The organism is Acinetobacter sp. CIP 102529, assembly GCF_000368325.1.
In the GTDB taxonomy this organism is placed as follows: domain Bacteria; phylum Pseudomonadota; class Gammaproteobacteria; order Pseudomonadales; family Moraxellaceae; genus Acinetobacter; species Acinetobacter parvus.
In genome coordinates, this window is the sequence record NZ_KB849355.1 from 1,843,405 (window position 1) to 1,862,406 (window position 19,002).

Here is a 19,002-nt window from a genome sequence, read left to right on the forward strand (position 1 = left end):
TTGGCAGAGCAGACACTGTGCTGAATGTTGATCTGTATTCTGCTGATTACTTAATGTCGTTCTTGAGTACCGCGTCCTGAATTACCAACTGTTTTGGAATCAGTTTCTGCGCGTAGAATGCATCAGCAACATATTGCTGTTCCTTGGCAACCTTTTCAGAGATGGGCTGAACCCCGAAGCCCATGCGTGAAATCGATGCTTTTAACACCTCAAATTCCAGTGCGGTTGGTTTTTCCAGTAGTTTCGCGGCATCATCTGGATAGGTCTTGACCCAGTCGGTGGTCTGGTTCAGGGTTTGAACAACGGTCTTTAAAATTTCAGGATGATTTTCGGCAAATTTACGGTCCGCTAAATAGAACTGGTAATTGCTGACCAAATGCTCGCCATTGGCAATGACACGCGCATGTACCTGATGTTCCGCCGCAGCTAGGAATGGGTCCCAAATCACCCAGGCATCAACTGCGCCCTTTTCAAATGCGGCACGGGCATCTGAGGGTGGAAGATAGACAGGCTGGATGTCATTGAGGGTGAGGTTGTTGGCTTCCAACAGTTTCAATAATAAATAGTGGACGTTTGAACCCTTGTTCAGTGCAATACGTTTGCCTTTCAGGTCTTGTACGGATTGAATTGGGGAATCTTTTTGTACAATCAGGGCTTCAGCAGTAGGTGCTGCTGGCTGGTTGGCCACATACACCAGATTTGGATTGGCTGCCTGAGCGAAAATAGGCGCGGCTTCACCTGCCTCACCCAAAGAGACACTGCCAACATTCAAGCCCTCCAGAAGTTGTGGACCCGCTGGAAACTCTACCCATTTGACATTTACGCCTTGAGCAGCAAGGTTTTTTTCTAGTTCACCTTTTGCTTTAACAATCGGCAAAATACCATACTTCTGAAAGCCGATATTTAATGTTGTGGTTTCTTGTGGTTTGGCCTCTTGCTGCTCAGCTTTTTTTGCACAACCTGTGATGTTAACCAAGCTGGCAAGCATTGCTGTAATTAGGATAGGTTGTGTCCATAAACGACTGATAAAAATGGCCATGCTGCTTGTGCTCCCCGAAAATCAAAAGATGAAATAAGCTGAGCAATCAAACTAAAACTTTTTTTATTGCATAAAAAATAAATAATCAGGCTTTATTTATCTAAAAGATTGCAAAACAGAATATTGGATATGCTTATCGTGGGTATAGATATCAAAAAGGAGCGTTATTTTTATAAGCTATTGTTTTTAGTGTTTTTCTATTTTAAGGCTATGGTTTTGCTGAGGGAAGATATAACAAAAAGACAGGATGTGGAGATATCATTATCAAAAATAACAATATCTCCAGAGGCATTAGTCAAGGGATTTTTTAAATACCAAAGAATTACGTTGATAGTTATAAAGTGCCTGACGTGCATTTGGCAGGTCATCCACACTGGCAGGGCTAAAGCCGTGTTCCAGAAACCAGTGCGCCGTGCGTGTGGTGAGGACAAATAGTTGCTGAATACCTTGCTGTTTGGCCCTGTTTTCCAGAAATTGCAAGATCTGGCTACCACGGTTAGATTTGCGGTAACTGGAGTCGACAGCAACACAGGCGATTTCGGCAGAACATTTTTCATTGGCTTTCGCTGGAATCGGGTAGAGTGCGGCACAGGCCAGAATCATGCCATCACGCTCAATCACGGCAAACTGCTCAATCTCACTTTCAAGGCGTTCGCGGGAGCGATACACCAGAATACCTTCCTGCTCAAGTGGCCGCAGCAGGTTTATCAGGCCGCCCACATCATGAATATTGGCAATCCGTACCTCCTCATAATGGGCATCGGTAATCATGGTGCCAATGCCATCACGAGTGAACAGTTCCTCAATCAGTGCGCCATCATAGGCATAGGAAATCAGGTGTACACGATGTACGCCTGACAGGGAAGCCTGTTGCGCCTGTTTTAAATGTAGGGCAAATTCGGGAGACTGGTTTTGGTATTGCTGAATATAGGGATCAAGCTGACGTGGGCTGAGCTCACGCAGCAACTGCTGTTTGGCATCCATTAAACCTTGCTGTTCACCCAGAAAAATTAGCTTGTCCGCCTTTAACATGGTTGCCGTTTTAGTGGCTACTTCCTCCGCCAGCAAATTAAACACTTCGCCAGTGGTCGAGTAACCCGTTGGCCCTAACAACACAATATTGTGATTGTCCAGATGACGATGGATGGCATCGGTGTCAATTGAGCGGACATCGCCTGTAAGCTGGAAGTCAACGCCATCACGGATGCCATAGGGTTTGGCGGTGACAAAGTTTCCAGAAACCACATCAATGCGTGCGCCATACATCGGGGAGTTGGCAAGTCCCATCGAAAGCAGTGCCTCAATTTCCAGGCGAATTGAACCCACGGCATTCATCACCCCCCGCAGTGACTCACGTGTGGTAATGCGGCGGTTTTGGTGGAAAGGTGTTTCAATATTGCGTTCAGTGAGGTTCTGGTTAATCTGTGGTCGTGCGCCGTGTACCAGAATCAGGCGGATGCCGAGTGAATGTAACAGGGCAATATCATGGATGATGTGCTGGAAATTTTTATGCTGAACCGCCTCACCGCCAAACATCAGCACAAAGGTTTTATGGCGGTGCGCATTGATATAGGGTGCGGAATGGCGAAACCAATGCACATAATCCTGTGTGCTACTCTGTGATATTTCAGTGATTTGGTTCGCCATGTTGATCTCAGATCGCTATCAATTAATCTGATTCTAACGAAAAAAATGAAAAGATAAATCTATTCCTAAAACAACGGCCCAAGTTTATTGGACCTGCACATGGGAAAACGTCTAGAATCCCATGATGCGAACAATGCTGTTGTCATCCGAGTTGACCAGGATGTAGTCATTGTTGATTTTGTACCATTGCTCGTTACGGCCTGGTCTTGGCAGGTTATTGTCCTTGTAGTCAACCTTGTAGCTATTGCCACGATAATGCTGAGGCATGACATAGCCCGCCTGCCAGCGATGCTGCTTCAGGCGTTCAACCCCACGTTCCTGACGCATTCGGCGCTCACGATCACGGTTTTCCTCTCCTGGACGGCCCTGCCAGTTGCCACGCGGATCATCATCACGATCAAAGTTGCGGCCCTGCCAACCACCGCCACGGGAATCGTCACGGTCAAAGTTGCGGCCCTGCCAACCACCGCCACGGGAATCGTCACGGTCAAAATGCGGGCCTGCAAAACTACCCATACTGCTGAAAAGGGTGGTTGAACCTAATATCAAGATGATGAAAACTTTTTTCATGATGCACCTAGGCGGATGTCTCTCATGGCAAAACTGTACTCTAAAAATGCAGAGAAACTGTGAAGATCAATTCATTATTCCATTAAAAAGATGGAGATTCTCCCCAGTTCTCCTTTAAAAACGATAGGTTGTGACCGTTTCAGGCCCATTGTTGGTTGATGCGAAAACCTAGGCCTGCGCATCAATGCTCTGACCATTCATGTCCAAACTATCATCACCCATGAGGTAAAGATAGGCAGGCATAATCTCGTCAGCTGTTGGCAGCACTTTCGGGTCTTCATCAGGATAGGCCTTGGCGCGCATGGCGGTGCGTGTGCCGCCTGGATTGATGCAGTTAAAGCGGATGTTTGGATAGCTATTCTCTGCGGCAAAAATCTTGCTCATGGCTTCCGTGGCTACCTTGGAGACGGAATAGGCGCCCCAAAGCGCACGCGGTTCTCGTCCCACACTGGAACTAGTGAACACCACCGAGGCGTGTGCCGATTTTTGCAGCAGTGGAAGCAGTGCCTGTGTCAGGGCAAAAGGCGCACGCAGGTTGACGGAAAGCACGTCATCCCACACATCAATTGGATAATGTGCCAGTTCAACACGGTCACCCAGCATGCCCGCATTGTGCAGGATACCATCTAAGCGGCCAAACTGCTGTTCCAGTGTATTGACCAGAAGCTCATAGTCATGGCTGGAGGCGGTTGAAAGCTGTAAGGGCAGAATGGCAGGTTGTGGCGCACCCAGACCCTCAATTTCATCATAGATGACTTCGAGTTTGTTCAGGCTACGACCATGAAGCACAACCGTGGCGCCATGTAAGGCATAACTAATAGCAGCGGCACGCCCAATTCCATCACCTGCACCTGTAATCAGGATAATGCGATCCTTGAGCAGGTCTGGACGAGGTTGATATTCTGAATATTTCATTGTTATACCTCCTATTGTTATCTTGTATGCTTAGCCCATCATACCCTGATTTTCGGCTAAAACCGCGATTTTATTTTTTAACAGTTGGTGAAGTTCAGGCACGGTTTGAATAATCGCATCAGCCTGCCATGCCAGCAGGTCATCACGGGACTCAACAGGCAGGTAACCATAGGCTGCCAAAATCGTATACATCTCCGCATTGCGCCCTGCATCAATATCACGTGGGTGATCCCCCACATAGATAATGTCCCTGGCCTCCAGATTCAACTGTTTCGCTGCCAAATACATCGGTTCAGGGTCAGGCTTGGTTTTGCTGACATCCTCTGGACACACCAGTACCGCGCAGCGTTCGGTCAGGTTTAGTGCGGCCAGCAACAATTCACTTAAACCACGCGGTTTATTGGTGACAATACCCCAGGGAATTTGATGGGCTTCGAGTTCCACAAGCAGGGGATACATTCCCTCAAACAGGTTGGTGTCGACCACGATATTGTCGCCATAGGTATTTAGAAAACGCTGACGATGCGCCAAAAATACGGGGTCTGTTACGTCCATTTCAGGATAAACCAGCTGGACCATCGCACGTGCACCTTCGGACACCTGAGTACGGATGATTTCCGCCTCCACCACAGGACGTTGCTCATCACGGCACATTTGCTGGATAATACGGACAAAGTCCGCCGCGGTGTCAATCAGGGTACCATCAAGATCAAATAAAACCGCTTTCATTAGGCACCTGTATTGACTGTATGAACCATGTAATTGACATCGACATTGGGTGCCAGCCAGTAATGCTTGGTCAATGGATTGTAATGCAGGCCAGTCATTTCCTTTAAGGTAAGACCTGCATTGCGGATGTCATGCGCCATTTCCGATGGACGAATGAACTTATGATAATCGTGGGTGCCTTTTGGCAGTAGGCGCAGCACATATTCCGCACCGATAATCGCAAACAAGTAGGATTTGGGATTACGGTTAATGGTGGAGAAGAACACATGACCACCTGGCTTGACCAAGCTTTGGCAAGCCTTGACGATGGAGGCTGGATCGGGAACGTGTTCCATCATTTCCATACAGGTGACGACATCGTATTGTCCTGCCTGTTCCTGCGCCAGTTGCTCAACGGGAATCTGGCGGTACTCAATATTCTGTACATTCTCCTGCTGTGCATGCAAGCGACCCACCGCAAGTGGTGCCTCGCCCATGTCAATGCCCAGCACATTGGCACCACGGCGTGCCATGCTTTCCGCCAGAATACCGCCACCACAGCCCACATCCAGCACTTTTTTGCCCGACAGTCCACCGACCCGCTCATCAATCCAGTTTAAGCGCAACGGGTTGATTTGATGCAGGGGACGAAACTCGGAATGCTGATCCCACCATTTGGCAGCCAAGGCCTCAAATTTTGCGATTTCCTGTGGATCAACATTCAACTGCGACATGGTGTCACCTCATTCATATTAGGATGATTATTTTGGTTTAATCTGTTGGTAGTGTAGCGATTCTGGAAAAAAAAGCGATAAATCCAATAAAAAACTTCACAGAAGCAAAACGAATTGGTCGTGTTTGTTTTATATTTAGTATATAAACTTACGAAAAATGCTTAGAGGAAAAGCAAACTCAATGAAAAAGTTAGTATTAAGTGGTTTAAGTGCAGTTGTAATGGCGTTTTCAATGAATGCAACGGCTGCTGATTTTGTTGCTGGTAAAGACTATACCGTGGTTGCCAATCCGGGTAAAACAGCTGCGCCAGCGGGAAAAATTGAAGTACGTGAATTCTTTTGGTACGGTTGCCCGCACTGCTTTAAGCTTGAACCACATATGCAAACGTGGTTAAAGAAAATTCCAAAAGATGTGTATTTCCTGCGTACCCCAGCGGCAATGAACAAGGTGTGGGAACAGGGTGCTCGTGGTTATTATGTGTCTGAGGCACTAGGTGTACGTAAGAAAACCCATATTCCACTGTTCCACGCCATCCATGATGGTGGTCAGCAGATTTTTGATCAAGCATCACAAGCAAAATTCTTCGCCCGTTATGACGTGCCTGAGCAGAAGTTCAACAGTATGTTTAATTCATTCCCGATCACTGCAAAAGTGGCTGAATCTAATCAGTTGGCACAGCAATACCAGTTGACGGGTGTTCCAGCGGTGGTGGTTGCAGGTAAATATGTGGTGCAAGGTGAAGATGGCAAGGTCACCCAGGTAGTTGACTATCTGCTTGAGAAAGAGCGCAAGGGCGGTAAATAATTTACGGGTTTGTGGTGGTGTAAAGAAGGACTGTTCAATACGGTCCTTTTTATTTTAGGGCTGTTCCAGTTGAAACTCTTTTAAGTCAATCTGTACCGTCTGGGTCGGTAGTGACAGCGCCTGACTGACATAGAGGTTGATCAGCTTCTGGCGGGAACCAATTGAACGCTGGTAATAGCTTGAGTTAAGCAATAGGGCGGCACCGTAGGTCAAGGACCAGATATAGGACAGATAGTCACGGATCGACATATCATAGTTAAGTGACTTTAAATATTTCTCAGTCATTTCTTTTAGTGAAACAATACGTTGCTGGCGAACCGCATACAGCTCATCAAACAGGTGCTTCAGCTTTGACTCGGTCATGGTCAGATGTTCTTCTAACTGATGCAGTAAAATCGTACGACTCGGTGAGGTTAAATGATAAAGCATATAGCGAGGCGCATACTCCTTAACATCAGTGTTATATTTTTCTGAAATTTTTAAAATTTCTTTTTCATTCTGAATAATCAGTTCCAACAGTAATTCATTTTTACTGCGGAAATGTTTATATAAAGTACCTTTAGCAATATCTAGCTCGGCAACCAGTTCATCCAAGGTCATTTCTTGGTTGTTTTCTAGTAAAAGTTTTTCTGCAACCTGCAAAATTTTTTCTTTACGAATTAAGAACTGAGTATGACGATCAGGATTCATGATGCTTATAGGCTCCTCATAGTGTTCTAAACGGCATTTGCATTAGTGTGTTATTAATCATAACGCTAAGCAATGCTTTTATATATCAAACTTTAGCTTTGATAAGATCAGGCATTTTGTGGTTCCCAGTTGGAGATGCCACGGAATAATAAGCGTACCTGAGTTGCCGCATTGTCAATAAACAGCTTCTGTTGTTCGAGTAAATGATCAATCGTGAACTGTTTCGGGAGGTTGATCCAGGTCATGGCCCATGTAAATGACATATTGATCAGGATGGTGGATAGCACTTGCAGGTCCTTGGACTTTTTAATGTGCTTAAAGGTTTCAAGCTTGCACAAATCAATGGCAAGGTCCTCAATCAAAAACTCAATTTCCCGTGCGATTGCGATTCTTACCGTCTCAGAACCGCCCCAGCGTTCAGCAATCATGAACTGCCACTGCTGCGGGCTATGGTTGACTGCCTGTACAAATAGTTCAATGCTGGTACGGGTTTTGGCGCTTCCGCCATGCTGTAGATAGCTTTGTCCCAACTGATGGATCAGGCTTTTTAAATGGAGTGACACTTGGTCAACCAGCTCCTGTCCCAATGTATCCATGTCCTGAAAATGACGATAGAACGCCGTTGGCACCAACCCAACTTCGCGAGCCACCTCACGCAAACTGATGCTACTAAATGAGCGCCCAGATGTACTGAGATGAAGTGCCGCATCCAGTAGAGCCTGCCGACTCTGTTGTTTTCGTTCATCTCTAATCGACATGAATAAGTTCCATTAAAACCATAAGCAGAGTCTAGCAAAAAATACAAAACTTTTTTAGCCCCAACCATTGCTAAATAAGACAGATTCCTGCTTGTCCAAAACCATGGCATTGTGGCTGGGCAAAAAGCATCAGGTTTAAATCATTTATTTTTTCATGATTTTTAGCCACTTATAAAAAGAATAAAGAATATTCAAAAAATTAGTGAACAAGTGTTGACTCAGTGAACACAAATAAATATAGTGTACACATGTTCACTATATGAATATACGTTCACTCAAGATAAATAGCCAGATACAAAACGAGGAACTTATGAACGCACAGTTAAGCTATCAGCCACATTGGGTTAGAGAAGATTTTGTTGATTTTATCTTACAGAAAATCAAGCCGACATTTGCATGGAAACGCATCCTTGCTGAAGTGACTGGGGTACAGTCCTTAAGTAAAGATATGGTTTTATTGACTTTAAAACCAAACAAAAACTTTGATATCGCTGCGGTACGTGCAGGTCAAAGTATTTTGCTTACCTTGATGATTCACGGGGTTTATCATCAACGTAGCTACTCAATTATTGATGTTACCGCACAAGGTGAAATTTGTCTGGGTATTAAAGTACAGGGCTTGGTGTCAAGCGCAGCGCAACTTTTGCATGTGGGTGATAGTATTGAGATTTCACAGACGCAAGGTGATTTTGTTCTGCATCAAGGACAACAATCTGCACTCTTGATTGCTTCTGGTTCTGGGATTACTGCAATTTACTCGTTGTTAAAACAAGCTGTTGCACAGAATTTAAAAGAAGTTCACGTGGTGTATTTTAACCGTGCTGAAGTGTTCCATCAGGAAATATTGGCTTTAGCAGAACAATATCCACAACTGAAATATCACTTTTTTAATACAGCACAGCAAAAGCAGCATTTAGATACCGCTTTATTAGAAAAGTTAGTTCCGAACTTTAAAGAATTACAGACATATGCTTGTGGTCATCATAGCATGATGCGCCAAGCACAAGAGATTTATGCTCAACAGGATGCGGTAGGAAATTTTCATCAGGAATTTTTCCAACCTGTACAAATTGAGCAGTCTAACGAAGCTCAACCGATTACTTTCCGTCGTGCACAACAGAATTTTATTGCAACGACCAATCTATTAAGTAGTGCGGAGCAAGCAGGTTTACGCCCACAGCATGGTTGTCGCATGGGGGTCTGTAATCGCTGTAGCTGTACCAAAGTCAGTGGTGTAACACAAAACGTGATTACGGGTGAGATTGATGATCAGCCTAATCGTGCGATCAAGTTATGTGTAAGCCAAGCCCTTAGCCCAGTCACGATTGACCTATAAAAACAAATATTGAGGATAATTGAAATGAATATGGCATTAGAATTTAAAGCAGCATCAAAGTCAGCACATTTAAGCCCTGAACAAGTTCAGGAATTGGGTCGTCGCGTAGAAGAGATTCGTTTAGCTGTTATGCAGAATTTAGGCGAAGAAGATTCCAAATATATCTATAAAGTCCGTGATTTTGTGCGTTATACCGAGATTGCATCTCGTGGCATGTTGATGTTTGGTGGTTGGATTCCACCTGTATGGTTACTAGGTACAGCAATGTTAGGCGTATCTAAGATCGTCGAAAACATGGAACTTGGACACAATGTCATGCATGGTCAGTTTGACTGGTTGAATGACCCAAGTTTACGTGGTGAAGATTATGACTGGGACAATACCTGCTCAGGAAATGATTGGCGTTTTACCCATAACTATATGCACCATACTTATACCAATATTGTGGGCAAAGACCATGACGTTGGCTATGGCATCTTACGTGTCACGGAAGACCAAAAATGGGAAGTTCGTCATTTGGCCAATATTCCATTGGCATTACAGTTAATGTTCTTTTTCCAATGGTATGTGGGCGTACAAAACCTACATTTAGAAGATGCTTTGGTCTACAAAACTAAAACATGGAAACAAGCATGGGCAGATGCAGCCGAGTTTCGTAAAAAAGCGACTCGCCAAGTCCTCAAAGATTATGTGTTTTTCCCTGCGATTGCGACGATTAACTTTATCCCAGTATTGGCAGGCAATGCTGTAGCCAATGTGATTCGTAACTTATGGTCTTCGGCAGTGATTTTTAATGGTCATTTTACTGAAGATGCAGAAACCTTTGAAGCCGATAATACTGAGAACGAAACCAAGGCAGAATGGTACTTACGTCAGATCCGTGGTTCGAGTAACTTCACAGGTGGTAAGTGGATGCACTTTATGAGTGGTAACTTAAGCCATCAGATTGAGCACCATTTGTTCCCAGATATGCCAGCAAATCGTTATGAGCAAGTGGCACCGCAGATCAGAGCTTTATGTGCTGAATATGGCGTGAACTATAACGAAGCTAATTTCATGAAGCAATTTGGTACTGTGTGGGTGGCTTTGGCGAAATGTTCATTGCCAAATGATATGTCGGCACAATTGGCGCAAGGTTGGACAAATTTAAAAGCGAGATTTAAATTTGCTTAAAGGATTGCGTATTCGTGGAATTGTAACGAATAAGTAAAACTGAAATCGCGTGTAATTGAGCTATACTATGGTGCAATTATATTTGTGCCATAGTTTTAAGGAATCGTTATGCGTATTGACCAAAGAACATTAGACCAATTACGTGAGGTAAAAATTACCCGTAACTATACCCGCTATGCAGAGGGTTCAGTTTTGGTTGAATTTGGTCATACCAAGGTGCTGTGTACAGCGAGTATTGACAATTCAGTACCACGCTTTTTGAAAGGACAGGGGCAAGGCTGGGTCACTGCGGAATATGGCATGTTGCCGCGTTCAACGCATACACGAAGTGATCGTGAGGCGGCACGGGGAAAACAGACAGGCCGTACCCAGGAAATCCAGCGTTTGATTGGCCGTAGCCTAAGAGCAATGGTTGACCTGAAAAAGCTCGGTGAAAACACCATCACCATCGACTGTGATGTGATTCAGGCAGATGGTGGGACACGTACCGCAGCAATTACAGGGGCGGCGGTTGCCTTGGTTGATGCAATGAATGTGTTGCTCAGCAACAAGAAAATTAAACAGGACCCGTTAAAAGGTCTGGTGGCAGCCATCTCGGTGGGGATGTATCAGGACGAGGTTTTACTCGACCTCTGCTACGAAGAAGATTCAAATTGCCAAACGGATTTAAACGTGGTGATGACGCAGGCAGGCGAATTTATTGAGATTCAGGGAACGGCAGAAGACAAGCCGTTTACCCGTAGCCAGTGCAATGCCATGTTAGAGCTTGCAGAAAAAGGGATTCAGGAACTGATCCAAAAGCAACAACAAGCTCTCGGTTGGTAATTTCCAGTTGATAGTTCAGGCGGTCTGGCTACTTTAGACCGCCTTTTTTTGTCCTAATCAATCTGGGCGTTTGATATCGGATATTTACATAAGTCTAAATAGCATTAGACAGAACAGCATGCTCTTCAACATAAATTCACTTAGTCTGTCTATGTTGTAACAAAGCCAGCGAATTCATTTCACTTTGCCCTGTTAGATTAAGCAAATTAAACAGGAACATTGACATCCTCCCCGACCTAAAGGAGGGGGATTCCTACTGCTAGATGGCAATGTCCTGCCACGAAACAGATACTATAGTTCTCTGCTTCTTATTCCAATGTAGTCCTACCTTTCGGATTGCAAAGAGCGCACGGATTACAATGGGGAAAACTGTTTTTTTCGTGTTGTATCAGTCTGCTGACTAAAAATATACAACGTAATTATCATAGCACATGGATTACTAGATTCAAATGTTTTTAGCAATCCTAGCTAATCCCCACAAGGGGGACTAGCGGATTGCAGCCTTATATCCTCGGGCTAAACCCCGAGGTTTTACGGCTATTCGGATAAATAGGGATAATCATGTTACAGGTTTTTTTAGTATTTCTTACCGCAGTGACTTTCGTTCTCATGGCAGCCGATCCACGCCCAACTGATTCAACTGAGGCCAAGTCAGCTTGGACTGAACAGCTCAAGACATCTGAAACCCCAAAGGTTGCAGATGCTTCGGCTAAAGATAAAACAACTGTAGAGGAAGATGATTCCGAACAGGTCTAGCCGTTAAAACGCATGGATAAATCAACAGCTCTTACATCTTTGGTCAATACGCCCATCGAAATGTAGTCAACCCCTGTGCTGGCAACTTCACGTAGGTTCTCAATGGTGATATTGCCTGATGCTTCCAGTTTGCAACGTCCCGCAACGTGTTTCACGGCATCAATCATTTGCTGTTGGCTAAAATTATCCAGCATTACAATATCGGCACCTGCTTCCAGTGCCTGATTCAGTTCATCCCAAGTTTCAACCTCAACTTCAACAGCTTTTCCTGGGGCAATCTCATGGGCTTTGGCAATGGCCTGAGCAATTCCACCTGCCGCCATAATATGGTTTTCCTTGATCAGGAATGCATCAAACAAACCTAAACGGTGGTTCTGTCCGCCACCGATACCAACCGCATATTTTTGCGCAATACGCAGGCCTGGTAAGGTTTTACGAGTATCTAATAGTTTGGTATGTAAACCATCCAGTTGTTTTACATAACTTGCGGTTTTGGTTGCCACCGCAGACAGGGTTTGGATGAAGTTCAATGCAGGGCGTTCTACTGTCAAAAGACTACGGGCAGAACCAGCAAGCTTTAAAAAGGCTTCATTGGCTGCAACCACTTCACCCTCTTGTTTTAACCAAGTGACTTGAACGGTATTGTCATAAGCCTGAATCAATGCATTGACCCAGGGCTGTCCTGCCAACACCATCTCTTCACGGCTAATAATGGTCGCAGTGGCCTGTTCATCTGCTGGTGTGAGCAGGGCCGTGATATCGCCGTCCCCAATATCTTCCTGTAATGCTTGCTGAATATTGATTTGAATAGATTGTTCAAGCAAAGATTGTGGGATGCTCATACGATTTCCAGTAGATGTTGACCAAAAAACTTGGGGCTTATCTTAGCATTGTCCTCGTAAAAAATAAGTATTTGATCTCGATTATTCACGATAAAGCATGTCAGAATGTGGAGGATAAATATTAAATTGCTGATTCGGGTCACAATGCAACAATCTAGATTTGCTCAAGTCCAAGATGGAATCCTACAAGGCGCAACACAGATTGCATCCCCCAATTTTAATGCCCGTCCTATTGATGCTGAAATTCAGTTGATTGTGATCCACAACATTAGCCTGCCACCGTCCCAGTTTGGAGGCGGCTATATCCAGCAGTTTTTTCAGAATCAACTGGATTGGTCGATCCATCCCTATTTTCAGACCATTGAAGGGATGCAGGTATCCGCACATTTGCTGATCTTGCGTACGGGAGAGGTCATCCAGTTCGTCAACTTTAATGACCGCTCATGGCATGCAGGACGTTCTAGTTATCTCGCTCAAAAAGAATGTAATGACTATTCGATTGGCATCGAATTAGAAGGCAGTGATGACTTGCCCTTTGAGCCAGAACAATATCAGTCACTTGTAGACGTGGTGAAAATACTGCGCCAGGCCTATCCAAAAATTCAGAACCATATTGCAGGGCACTCAGATATTGCCCCAAAACGTAAGACTGACCCAGGGTTGTATTTTGACTGGCAATTGTTCCGTCAGTTGTTATCTGAAAAAACATCAACCGATTTATGATTTCACAACGAAATCTATTTTAACTTTCATTACAATAACGCTTTTTAAAGATAAGCCGTAGGTGAGTGCGATGGCATTGTGGCGATCGACTGTAATTGTCAGTGCAATGACGATGTTATCCCGAATTTTGGGTTTGGTACGCGATGTAGTGCTGCTCAATGTGTTTGGTGCAGGTAAGGACTTTGATACCTTTGTTGTTGCCTTTCGCATTCCCAATTTTTTTCGGCGTTTGTTTGCTGAGGGTGCATTTTCGCAGGCCTTTATTCCTGTCCTGACAGAATATAAAACCAGCCGTGCTCATGCCGAAGTTCAGATCCTGATTAGCCGTGTCTTTGGTTGTCTACTCACCGCAATGACCTTGCTGACCTTTGTGGCGATGGTTGCCGCACCTGCAATTATTTATCTGTATGCCCCTGGTTTCCACAATGATCCTGAGAAATTTGATCTCGCGGTCAGTATGTTCCGTCTGACCATTCCATATCTGATGTTTATGTCATTGACAGCATTTGCTAGCAGTATCCTGAACAGTTATGGTTCATTTGCCTCACCCGCATTTTCACCTGTATTGCTGAATGTGGCAATGATTGCAGGAGCGTGGTGGTTAACGCCATATATGGCTGAACCGATCATGGCGCTGGGCTGGGCAGTGGTGGCTGCGGGTATTTTGCAGCTTGCCATCCAGATTCCTGAATTATGGAAAAAGAATCTACTGATTCCACCCAAGGTTGATTTTAAACATGAGGGTGTCGACCGTATTTTAAAGTTGATGCTACCAGCATTGTTTGGTGTTTCAGTTACACAGATCAACCTATTGCTGAATACCATCTGGGCATCATTTATGCAGGATGGTTCGGTTTCCTGGCTCTATAGCGCAGAACGTATGACTGAACTGCCTTTGGGCTTGATCGGTGTGGCGATTGGCACAGTGATTCTGCCATCACTTTCGGCCCGCCATGCTGAACAGGACCAAGCCAAATTCAGGAGTATGATTGACTGGGCAGCCAGGATCATTATGTTGGTGGGCATTCCTGCAAGTATTGCCTTATTTATGCTGTCTACGCCGATTATTCAGGCATTGTTCCAACGCGGTGAATTTACCGTGGAAGATACACATATGACCGCGCTGGCGTTGCAGTGTATGAGTGCTGGTGTGATTTCTTTTATGTTGATTAAGGTGTTTGCTCCTGGCTTCTATGCTCAGCAAGATACCAAGACTCCTGTCCGTGTGGGTTTAATGGCGGTTGCGGCGAATGCCATTTTAAACGTGGTGTTTATCGGTTTCTTTAAGCTGATTGACTGGCATGCAGAACATATGGCTTTGGCGCTGGCTTCTTCAGGTTCTGCCTTGGTCAATGCAGGTATGCTGTATTTCTATTTACACAAACGCAATATCTATCGTTTTGGAACGCACTGGAAGAAACTGGCAGTACAATTTACCATTGCCAACCTGACCATGATTGCTGCGCTTTGGTATGCACTGACTTGGTATCAGGGCGATATTTCACAGTGGTTACGGATTGCTGAAGTGGTTGGGCTGTGTGTCGTTGGGGTAGTGGCCTATGCCGTAGGATTATTGGCAACTGGGTTCCGCCCAAGACATTTAAGAGCCTAATAGCTCTCTAAAAAAGTAAACCCTCCATCAGGAGGGTTTTTACTATTTAACTTCAAGTAATTCAATATCAAAAATCAGGGTACTGTTGGGTCCGATTGCATCACCTGCACCAACATCGCCATAGGCCAAATTGGCTGGAATAAAGAAACGGCTTTTACCACCCTCTTTCATGGTTTGCACACCCTCAGTCCAACCAGCAATCACTTGGTTCAGTTTAAACTCAATTGGATGGTTGCGGGCAATTGAGCTGTCAAACACAGTGCCATCCAGTAAACGACCTTCGTAATTCACCTTAACCGTAGAGGTTGCCTTTGGAGATTTTCCTTTGCCTTCCTGCAAAATTTGGTACTGCAAGCCTGACTTGGTGGTTATGATGCCTGTCTTTTGAGCATTTTCAGCGAGGAATGTTTTACCAGCAAGTTCATTTTTCTGGCCAACTTCCTGAAACTCAATCAGCTGTTTTGCCTCTAAACGTTTTTTATATTGGTTGAGTACTTTCGCCATGTCTTCATCAGTCAAAGATGCGACTTTTCCTTGAACAGCTTCCTGTACTCCCTGAACAAAAGTTTCAATATTCAGGTCTTTTAGGGTTTCGGCATTGCCTTTCCCCATTAAATAACCGTAACTATAGCCCAGTTGGTCTTTTTGTGGGCTTTTTAGCGTAATTGGGGCAGCGTGGACTGTAGCAAAAGTTGAAGCTATTAAAATAAGGCTTAATTTTTTCATTATTTCTTCCAAAATAAAGGAGAGCACATGCTCTCCCTATTAATCAGTTATTTTACAGCGATGAGTTCTACATCAAAGATTAAGGTACTATTTGGTGGAATAGAACCAGGTACACCCTGAGCACCGTAACCCAGGTTTGCTGGGATATAGAGTGTGGCTTTACCACCCTCTTTCATAAACTGTAGACCTTCGGTCCAGCCTGGAATGACTTGATTCAATGGGAATTCAATGGGCTCACCACGGTCGTAGGAGCTGTCAAAGACCTTGCCATCAGTGAGCTGTCCCTTATAGTGAACTTTCACCACAGAAGTGGCGGTAGGCTGTTTGCCCGTACCTTCTGTAATGATTTTATACTGCAAACCTGAAGCAGTGGTTTTAACGCCGTCTTTTTTAGCATTTTCAGTGAGGAATGAATTACCTGTTGCCTCTGCTTTCTTTGTTTCGTTCAGTTGCTTTTGTTGTAATTCTTTTTGGAACTCCATATACGCAGCTTGTAATTCCTCTTCAGTATATGCAGCAGGCTTTTGTGCATGCGCATCACGGAAACCTGTAATAAATGCACCTGTTTCCAGTTCAGGTGGAGTCTGCTTTGCAACTTCATAACCGAGTGCATAACTGATTTTTGCAACAGGTGCCGCATTTTTATCTGCTTTGGTGCCTAGCTCAGTCGCTGGGTGTTGAGTTGCATAATAAATTGGAACAAGGGCTGCACCAGCTAAAACGACTGCAACCACAACAGGTAAAGCTTTACTCATGAGATGTCCGAAGTAAGATTTTAATAAAAAACATGGTCATGATCTTAGCATGTCTAAGCTTAAGCATTGAATAACTCAGCTAAAAAATGCGTGTATTTTTTATATAGTTTATGTGTTTATCGATAAAAAGCCAGACTTTGAGATCTGGCTTTTTGAGATGATTATTGTGATGGATTTTTAATCATCTTTATTTGCTTTGTAAGCATATGAATAATTGTATCCATACCCGTAACCAGCACCAGCACGTTGAATATCATTTAAAATGAAGCCATTTACTTTCACGCCAGCTTGTTCAAAGCGGTTGACAGTCAGTTCAAGTTCTTTCATTTGCGTCTTGGCATAACGTGCCACTACCAAATTCACACCCGCATATTGTGAAATAATAATCCCATCGGTGACTGCAAGAACTGGTGGGGTATCAATCAGAATATGGTCAAATTGGCTCGACAAGTGCGTGAGCATATCTGCAAATTTTTGAGTACTTAACAACTCTGACGGATTAGCAGGGCTTTTACCACGACTGATGAAGCTTAAATTTTCAACTTCAGTACTGCGTACAATACTGCCTAACTCGTGTTGACCATTCAGGTATTCGGTTAAGCCTGGCTTAGGGTCGAAATTAAAGTATTTATGCATATAACCACGACGTAAATCGGCATCAATCAATAATACGCGCTTATCACTTTGCGCCAAAATGGTGGCTAGATTGATTGAAATAAACGATTTACCCAACTCTGGTGCAGGGCCAGAAATCATAATGATATTGTTTTTGGCACTGCTTAAAGCAAAGTGAATAGCAGTACGCATGCTGCGTAGGCTTTCAATGGCAATATCATCACTATTTTTAACTGCAAGAATTGGAATATTCTTTTTCTTTTTCAGAATTTTAATACGGCTTTCTTGCACAGGTGAACGTGGTACAGTGGCATAAACAGGTAAATCCAGTTCATTTTCAATTTGATTCGAGTCTTTAATACCTGAGCGCAACATATTACGCAGTAAGGCCAATAATGTGCCCAAGAAGCCACCTACAAAAATAGCAAGTACTAATGTGATGAGCTTTTTAGGTTTAATTGGTTTTACAGGTTCAATTGCAGTATCAATAATGCGTACATTACCAATTTCACCTGCTTTGGCAATTTTGAGTTGTTGGTAGCTATTCAATAACGCGGTGTATAACTCAGTATTTACCTTAACATCGCGGTACAGTTGTAAGTACAGTCGCTGGGTTTCAGGTAAACGCTTAATGGATTGAGTCATTTCCGAAGTTTTTTTGTTAATTTCAGAAAGTTGAGCGTTAATTGCTGACATTAATGGGTGGTCAGGCGTATATTTTGAAGAGAGTTCTGCTTGTTGCTGTTGTAGTTGGATTTTTAATTTTTCCAGCTCAACATTCTGCTTTAGCATTAACTCCGCTTCTTGTGTTACATCAATTGTGTTGTATTGTTCTCGGAAACGGTTAAATTTAATTTCAGAGTCTTCGAGTTGTTGTTTTAACTCAGGCAGTTGCTTTTCAAGGAAGCTCAATGTTTGAGCCGATTCCAGTGATTTACGTTCAATATTTTGTGCTTGGTAAATATTTAAGATGTGGTTAAGTACTTGTGTGATATGTTCTTTATCTTCACCATTGTAGTTAAGGCCAATCACACCAGAGTTTTTACCTCTTTCGGCTACGCCGTAATCTTTTTTAATCCATTGTACGGCTGAAGGCATAGATAATTTAGTGACTGAAAAATCATGCGATATAGGGTTTTTCGCATAAATTTGAATTTTCCATAAACCTTTCTGATCTAGGCTTTGATTGATCGCATTTAACTTGCCTTTAAATACAACATCTTTTTTATAAGACAGGCTAAACTCTTGTCCATTGATAAAGTTTAGTGTGAGTTTTTTATCGAGATAAAAATTAGGCACATCAAAAGATTGAATAACAAATACATTTTTTTTATCTTGCCAAGTCACAACATTATTTTTATAGATAACTTTACTTTGAACTGTGTTGAGCAAACGATGCGTCAAGCTATTTTGTTCATCGGTGATGCGAATATCTAGCTTTAAGTCTTGTATGGTTTGTCCGAGCACTTTGCGCGAGTTTAAGATTTCAATTTCCGCATCTGCAGCTGACTTTCCACCCACTCCTCCAGGTAGTGCGCTTCCTAAATCCCCTAAAAGAGCTGCGGCACCAGCACCTTTAGCGTCCTCAACCTGAATCATAGCATCCGTTGAGTAGACATTTGGCGTTACTTTTAAGTAAAGGAGAGCGAAAACGAGGCTAAGGAGTGTACATAGAGCAATGAGCTTCCATTGCGACAGCAAAGAAAAGAATAATTCTTTTAAGTCAATGGTATCGTCTTGAGGTGTGCTATTCGAATTCATGAAATAAAACTG

The 19,002-nt window shown here is 43.7% G+C and carries 19 protein-coding genes; 7 read left to right on the plus strand and 12 right to left on the minus strand.

Going from position 1 to position 19,002, the window contains the following annotated elements; genetic code table 11:
• Nucleotides 1-46: 46 nt before the first annotated feature.
• The 6 genes from F972_RS14215 to ubiG form a co-directional block, all read right to left on the minus strand.
• On the minus strand, nt 47-1,039 hold the full coding sequence (locus F972_RS14215) for a sulfonate ABC transporter substrate-binding protein (protein WP_004770031.1): 993 nt from the start codon (nt 1,037-1,039) through the stop codon (nt 47-49).
• Nucleotides 1,040-1,330: 291 nt separating this feature from the next.
• Complete coding sequence (gene argA, locus F972_RS14220) at nt 1,331-2,686, minus strand: amino-acid N-acetyltransferase (protein WP_004758647.1); 1,356 nt, start codon at nt 2,684-2,686, stop codon at nt 1,331-1,333.
• A gap of 111 nt (nt 2,687-2,797) precedes the next feature.
• Nucleotides 2,798-3,256, minus strand: coding sequence for an RcnB family protein (locus F972_RS14225; protein WP_004680181.1), 459 nt, complete (start codon nt 3,254-3,256; stop codon nt 2,798-2,800).
• A gap of 168 nt (nt 3,257-3,424) precedes the next feature.
• Nucleotides 3,425-4,171 (minus strand): YciK family oxidoreductase, encoded by a 747-nt coding sequence (locus F972_RS14230; RefSeq protein WP_004680180.1) that lies wholly within the window; start codon nt 4,169-4,171, stop codon nt 3,425-3,427.
• 30 nt (nt 4,172-4,201) lie between these two features.
• The gene (locus F972_RS14235; protein ID WP_004770033.1) at nt 4,202-4,900 is read right to left on the minus strand and encodes an HAD family hydrolase; all 699 of its coding nucleotides are present in this window, start codon (nt 4,898-4,900) and stop codon (nt 4,202-4,204) included.
• Nucleotides 4,900-5,613 carry a bifunctional 2-polyprenyl-6-hydroxyphenol methylase/3-demethylubiquinol 3-O-methyltransferase UbiG gene (gene ubiG, locus F972_RS14240; protein ID WP_004680179.1) on the minus strand — a complete coding sequence of 238 codons (714 nt, stop codon included), beginning with the start codon at nt 5,611-5,613 and terminating at the stop codon, nt 4,900-4,902. Before ubiG ends, F972_RS14235 begins: the two co-directional genes overlap by 1 nt.
• Nucleotides 5,614-5,794: 181 nt before the next feature.
• On the opposite strand from ubiG, the gene F972_RS14245 reads away from it, so the two are divergent.
• Nucleotides 5,795-6,418, plus strand: coding sequence for a thiol:disulfide interchange protein DsbA/DsbL (locus F972_RS14245; protein WP_004770036.1), 624 nt, complete (start codon nt 5,795-5,797; stop codon nt 6,416-6,418).
• A 54-nt stretch (nt 6,419-6,472) separates the two neighbouring features.
• On the opposite strand, the gene F972_RS14250 is transcribed toward F972_RS14245, so the two are convergent.
• Both F972_RS14250 and F972_RS14255 read right to left on the minus strand, forming a co-directional pair.
• Complete coding sequence (locus F972_RS14250) at nt 6,473-7,108, minus strand: TetR/AcrR family transcriptional regulator (RefSeq protein ID WP_004675353.1); 636 nt, start codon at nt 7,106-7,108, stop codon at nt 6,473-6,475.
• A 107-nt stretch (nt 7,109-7,215) separates the two neighbouring features.
• A complete protein-coding gene (locus F972_RS14255; protein ID WP_004770038.1) occupies nt 7,216-7,866 on the minus strand; it encodes a TetR family transcriptional regulator in 651 nt (216 codons plus the stop codon).
• A gap of 310 nt (nt 7,867-8,176) precedes the next feature.
• On the opposite strand from F972_RS14255, the gene F972_RS14260 reads away from it, so the two are divergent.
• The 4 genes from F972_RS14260 to F972_RS14275 all read left to right on the plus strand — a co-directional run bounded on the left by F972_RS14260 (nt 8,177) and on the right by F972_RS14275 (nt 11,956).
• Nucleotides 8,177-9,202 (plus strand): flavin reductase family protein, encoded by a 1,026-nt coding sequence (locus F972_RS14260; RefSeq protein WP_004770039.1) that lies wholly within the window; start codon nt 8,177-8,179, stop codon nt 9,200-9,202.
• A gap of 30 nt (nt 9,203-9,232) precedes the next feature.
• The gene (locus F972_RS14265; RefSeq protein WP_171062522.1) at nt 9,233-10,375 is read left to right on the plus strand and encodes a fatty acid desaturase family protein; all 1,143 of its coding nucleotides are present in this window, start codon (nt 9,233-9,235) and stop codon (nt 10,373-10,375) included.
• A 108-nt stretch (nt 10,376-10,483) separates the two neighbouring features.
• The gene (gene rph, locus F972_RS14270; protein ID WP_004680175.1) at nt 10,484-11,200 is read left to right on the plus strand and encodes a ribonuclease PH; all 717 of its coding nucleotides are present in this window, start codon (nt 10,484-10,486) and stop codon (nt 11,198-11,200) included.
• A 561-nt stretch (nt 11,201-11,761) separates the two neighbouring features.
• Nucleotides 11,762-11,956, plus strand: a complete 195-nt coding sequence (locus tag F972_RS14275; protein WP_004770040.1) for an ABZJ_00068 family colistin stress protein — start codon at nt 11,762-11,764, stop codon at nt 11,954-11,956.
• Here F972_RS14275 and nadC read toward each other — a convergent pair.
• Nucleotides 11,953-12,798, minus strand: a complete 846-nt coding sequence (gene nadC / locus F972_RS14280) for a carboxylating nicotinate-nucleotide diphosphorylase (protein WP_004675342.1) — start codon at nt 12,796-12,798, stop codon at nt 11,953-11,955. The two genes, F972_RS14275 and nadC, sit on opposite strands and share 4 nt — an antisense overlap.
• A gap of 144 nt (nt 12,799-12,942) precedes the next feature.
• Here nadC and ampD point away from each other — a divergent pair, with 144 nt between their 5' ends.
• Together ampD and murJ are read left to right on the plus strand one after the other, a co-directional pair.
• Nucleotides 12,943-13,521, plus strand: a complete 579-nt coding sequence (gene ampD / locus F972_RS14285; protein ID WP_004770042.1) for a 1,6-anhydro-N-acetylmuramyl-L-alanine amidase AmpD — start codon at nt 12,943-12,945, stop codon at nt 13,519-13,521.
• 61 nt (nt 13,522-13,582) lie between these two features.
• Entirely contained in the window at nt 13,583-15,133 is a 1,551-nt protein-coding gene (gene murJ / locus F972_RS14290) for a murein biosynthesis integral membrane protein MurJ (RefSeq protein WP_171062628.1), read from the plus strand.
• A 42-nt stretch (nt 15,134-15,175) separates the two neighbouring features.
• Here the strand turns inward: murJ and F972_RS14295 are convergent, their stop codons facing one another.
• The 3 genes from F972_RS14295 to F972_RS14305 all read right to left on the minus strand — a co-directional run bounded on the left by F972_RS14295 (nt 15,176) and on the right by F972_RS14305 (nt 18,990).
• Nucleotides 15,176-15,859, minus strand: a complete 684-nt coding sequence (locus tag F972_RS14295; protein ID WP_010589301.1) for a BamJ family beta-barrel-assembly machinery protein — start codon at nt 15,857-15,859, stop codon at nt 15,176-15,178.
• 47 nt (nt 15,860-15,906) lie between these two features.
• Nucleotides 15,907-16,614 (minus strand): BamJ family beta-barrel-assembly machinery protein, encoded by a 708-nt coding sequence (locus F972_RS14300; protein WP_004758628.1) that lies wholly within the window; start codon nt 16,612-16,614, stop codon nt 15,907-15,909.
• Nucleotides 16,615-16,791: 177 nt separating this feature from the next.
• Nucleotides 16,792-18,990 carry a polysaccharide biosynthesis tyrosine autokinase gene (locus tag F972_RS14305; protein ID WP_004770045.1) on the minus strand — a complete coding sequence of 733 codons (2,199 nt, stop codon included), beginning with the start codon at nt 18,988-18,990 and terminating at the stop codon, nt 16,792-16,794.
• Between the last annotated feature and the right edge of the window lie 12 nt (nt 18,991-19,002).

Bases quoted from the DNA above. Each gene is read 5' to 3' on its own strand.
- F972_RS14235 (WP_004770033.1), bottom strand. From the start codon at position 4,900: ATGAAAGCGGTTTTATTTGATCTTGATGGTACCCTGATTGACACCGCG.
- F972_RS14230 (WP_004680180.1), bottom strand. From the start codon at position 4,171: ATGAAATATTCAGAATATCAACCTCGTCCAGACCTGCTCAAGGATCGC.
- F972_RS14225 (WP_004680181.1), bottom strand. From the start codon at position 3,256: ATGAAAAAAGTTTTCATCATCTTGATATTAGGTTCAACCACCCTTTTC.
- nadC (WP_004675342.1), bottom strand. From the start codon at position 12,798: ATGAGCATCCCACAATCTTTGCTTGAACAATCTATTCAAATCAATATT.
- F972_RS14255 (WP_004770038.1), bottom strand. From the start codon at position 7,866: ATGTCGATTAGAGATGAACGAAAACAACAGAGTCGGCAGGCTCTACTG.
- argA (WP_004758647.1), bottom strand. From the start codon at position 2,686: ATGGCGAACCAAATCACTGAAATATCACAGAGTAGCACACAGGATTAT.
- F972_RS14275 (WP_004770040.1), top strand. From the start codon at position 11,762: ATGTTACAGGTTTTTTTAGTATTTCTTACCGCAGTGACTTTCGTTCTC.
- F972_RS14265 (WP_171062522.1), top strand. From the start codon at position 9,233: ATGGCATTAGAATTTAAAGCAGCATCAAAGTCAGCACATTTAAGCCCT.
- F972_RS14295 (WP_010589301.1), bottom strand. From the start codon at position 15,859: ATGAAAAAATTAAGCCTTATTTTAATAGCTTCAACTTTTGCTACAGTC.
- ubiG (WP_004680179.1), bottom strand. From the start codon at position 5,613: ATGTCGCAGTTGAATGTTGATCCACAGGAAATCGCAAAATTTGAGGCC.
- ampD (WP_004770042.1), top strand. From the start codon at position 12,943: ATGCAACAATCTAGATTTGCTCAAGTCCAAGATGGAATCCTACAAGGC.
- F972_RS14245 (WP_004770036.1), top strand. From the start codon at position 5,795: ATGAAAAAGTTAGTATTAAGTGGTTTAAGTGCAGTTGTAATGGCGTTT.
- F972_RS14260 (WP_004770039.1), top strand. From the start codon at position 8,177: ATGAACGCACAGTTAAGCTATCAGCCACATTGGGTTAGAGAAGATTTT.
- F972_RS14250 (WP_004675353.1), bottom strand. From the start codon at position 7,108: ATGAATCCTGATCGTCATACTCAGTTCTTAATTCGTAAAGAAAAAATT.
- F972_RS14215 (WP_004770031.1), bottom strand. From the start codon at position 1,039: ATGGCCATTTTTATCAGTCGTTTATGGACACAACCTATCCTAATTACA.
- rph (WP_004680175.1), top strand. From the start codon at position 10,484: ATGCGTATTGACCAAAGAACATTAGACCAATTACGTGAGGTAAAAATT.
- F972_RS14300 (WP_004758628.1), bottom strand. From the start codon at position 16,614: ATGAGTAAAGCTTTACCTGTTGTGGTTGCAGTCGTTTTAGCTGGTGCA.
- F972_RS14305 (WP_004770045.1), bottom strand. From the start codon at position 18,990: ATGAATTCGAATAGCACACCTCAAGACGATACCATTGACTTAAAAGAA.